The following is a 2760-nucleotide window of genomic DNA, read 5'->3' as shown; positions in this document are numbered from 1 at the left end:
GAATCAGGGGACAAAATCGGAGCATTTTTTGGAAAACCCGCTCGATAACCCCGTGCAAGAGTAAGAGCGTTGTCAATCGTATATTTCGTGATACCTTCCACAAAGCTTAAAGAGTTTCCCTTTCTAAAATTCTCTTTATAAAACTTAAGCCTCTCAACATCTCCAATCAGAATAAGCGCAATAAAATGGCGTATTATAAGATCATATTCACTGTCTGGGGGAAAAGCCGCATAATCATAGATGATTTGATTAACATTTTGTCGATCAGCCCAACACAAAATATCCGCACAGATCTGCTTCAGTTTACCTTCATCAACTTCATTACCAGACACAGTATATATATCTTCTAACTCTTTAAGAACGGTATATTGGGGAGTATTGATGAAAATAGATCGATAAGCTGTAGAAAAACCAAGTGTTGAAAGAGAAACCTTGAAGGTAACAAGCGGTGTCTCTCCGTTTTTATCAAGGTCGTACACTATATTAATGATACGATCTTTCTTTATAAAATAAGCATTGCAATTGTAATTTTTATCACGATAGACTGTCCAGTCCATCCTTTTTAAGTCTTCAGAAACTGTATTAAGAAAAGACAAATCTTGTAAACTAAGACGATCATCTATGGCTTTTCGCTCATTAAGGATTTTCAGATATTCTTCAGCAAATTGAACGGCCTGGTTAATATATCTCTCTACTTCACTGTCATCCAAGATCTCAGAAATCGTACCTGCTTTTACGGCATTTTGATAGGATTTCAAGACATCAATTTGACCTGTCAATGCTAAACAAGCCAAATGCCAGACTATACGTATATTGTAGCTATACTTTTGAACACGTGTTTTGCTTTCTATTGATGCTTGTAAATCTTGGGCACGCGCCCACTGTATTATCCGCTCAGAGATTTTGATAAGCTCTTGCTCATCTAATGTCTCTACACAAATATCAATGCCTTTACCAAAACCACTAAAAATCCCCCCCCCAATCGTATTAAAAGAATTATAAATATTTTTAGGAGAAACGCACCAATATTCCTCACTATAGTGAATACAATTGCAAGCGACAGAAATCATTTCATTAGATATTTCAGCTTCAATACGGACATTGTAATTGTCATGGAGACGTATAAAACCAAAATCAAATTGAATGAAGCGGTCGGGCAAAATCAACCACATTTTTCCAGGCTCCGTAGCAAACCACCCTTGTGTTTTGAGAACGCGCATTGCTGCTGTGAGGCTTATCGAGCGCTGTTTGGTTTTTTTGCGCGTTAGAATATCATCCAACTCCCCATTTTTATAGGCTTGCGCAAAAAAAAGCAGGCGATCATCCGATGTCATTGTTTTATAATCTGCAAATTCTGGCACAGATAGTTTTGGAGTAGATCTATCACTCCTTAAAGCCTCCATATCACCAAGTAATGCTTGTGCAACGGCAGAATGATTAGCAGCTTCCTCGCGTAATTTTTGCTCAATATCCTGTGCTTGCGCCCATGCAACCACTTTGTTTAAAGCGGTTGTGATATGGCTTTCGGAAAGATCTGGAGCTTTAACATTAAAATCCTCCTTCGCATAAAACAGCACATCTCCATATTTACGCTGTGATTTTTCACCTCTAGAATATTCCCTAGCAAGACAATAAGCAGCGGTGGTGAGATCAGCCGAAAGCAAAAACTCTTTGCCTCTCTCTCCATAATTTTTTACACCATAGCCAATGCCAATAATGCGATCGGGAAGATGATAATGCGCAAAAGTATCACCCACGTTATCACGATAAGGCTCCCAGCCCAGTCTTTTTAAAATCTCTGTGACATCTTTGGTTTGCATCATGACTCACTTTCCTTGTGCAAGAAGCTCTGTTAAACGGCCCGGATGACGAATAACTTCGTATTTTATCGGTCTCCCCCAATCCTTGCCCAGTTGTTCTTTAGGCCAATTTTTCTTAAAATCATCTAATGCTTCCTCAAATTTTTCTGCACTTCCTTTATAATCTCTCTTAAAATCGCTGAGTTCTTCTTGATATTTATTTAGCTTTTCTTTGTTTTTCTCAAGGAATTTTAAAACAACATCTCCTGTGGGTTGCGCATCTCCTGTTTTATACTCCTTTTCCAAAATCTTTTGGTTTTCGGTTAGACCAGCATTACCCGTTTTTACCTCAACAATTTTTAATTCACCATCCTCTATATAGAGAATATCAGGACGGGATCTTATTGCAACATCCTCCATTACTCCTTTATCGTTAGGTTTCTTAACTATTTTTTTAAACGATGCTTCTTGCGTACATGTTGTGCATCCTGCTTCCTGTAATTTTTGCATTTCTTCTGTACGCTTTCCGTCATGATGCTCCTTATTTTTTTCGAGTGTTTCACGATTGCTATTGCTTTTTGAAGGCTTTGGGGATGTTTCGCCCTTGGCACTGTCTTCAGAGCCAATTTTTCCAACTGATTGGGCAACTTCCTTTTCTGCTTTTGCAGCTGCTTCTTCAGTCTTAGCAGCAAATTTAGCCAGAGCCTTTGCGCCAAGCTTTATGCCTCCCTTGGCTGCTCCAGCAACTCCTGTCATTAGGGATGCTGTTTCAGTCAATAATTTTCCAAATTCAAGTCCAGCATTAAAGGAACCACCAGCACCAGCTCGCTCATATTCCTCCTCCATTTTATTAATGCGATCTACATAGGACTGTCCAAGGGTCCGACCAATTGTCGCCAAAATCTCACCACTGCTGAAAAAATCTTTGAGCGCTTTCAAAGTCTCTTTGGGATGTTTGGCT

Annotated in this window: 2 protein-coding genes; both read right to left on the bottom strand. The window is 39.1% G+C overall.

The genetic code is table 11. The features are described from left to right. A partial coding sequence (locus ACFILO_RS09140; RefSeq protein WP_375678188.1) for a DUF6990 domain-containing protein occupies positions 1-1820 on the bottom strand: 1820 nt, incomplete at its 3' end. A 6-nt stretch (positions 1821-1826) separates the two neighbouring features. Then, on the bottom strand, positions 1827-2760 hold a 934-nt coding region (locus ACFILO_RS09135; RefSeq protein ID WP_375678187.1), incomplete at its 5' end, for a hypothetical protein.

It is taken from the genome of Bartonella sp. AP72JLCBS (genome assembly GCF_042195705.1).
Classification (GTDB): Bacteria; Pseudomonadota; Alphaproteobacteria; order Rhizobiales; family Rhizobiaceae; genus Bartonella.
Note: the sequence above shows the minus strand (reverse complement) of the source record. Positions and strands in the feature narration are given on the sequence as shown.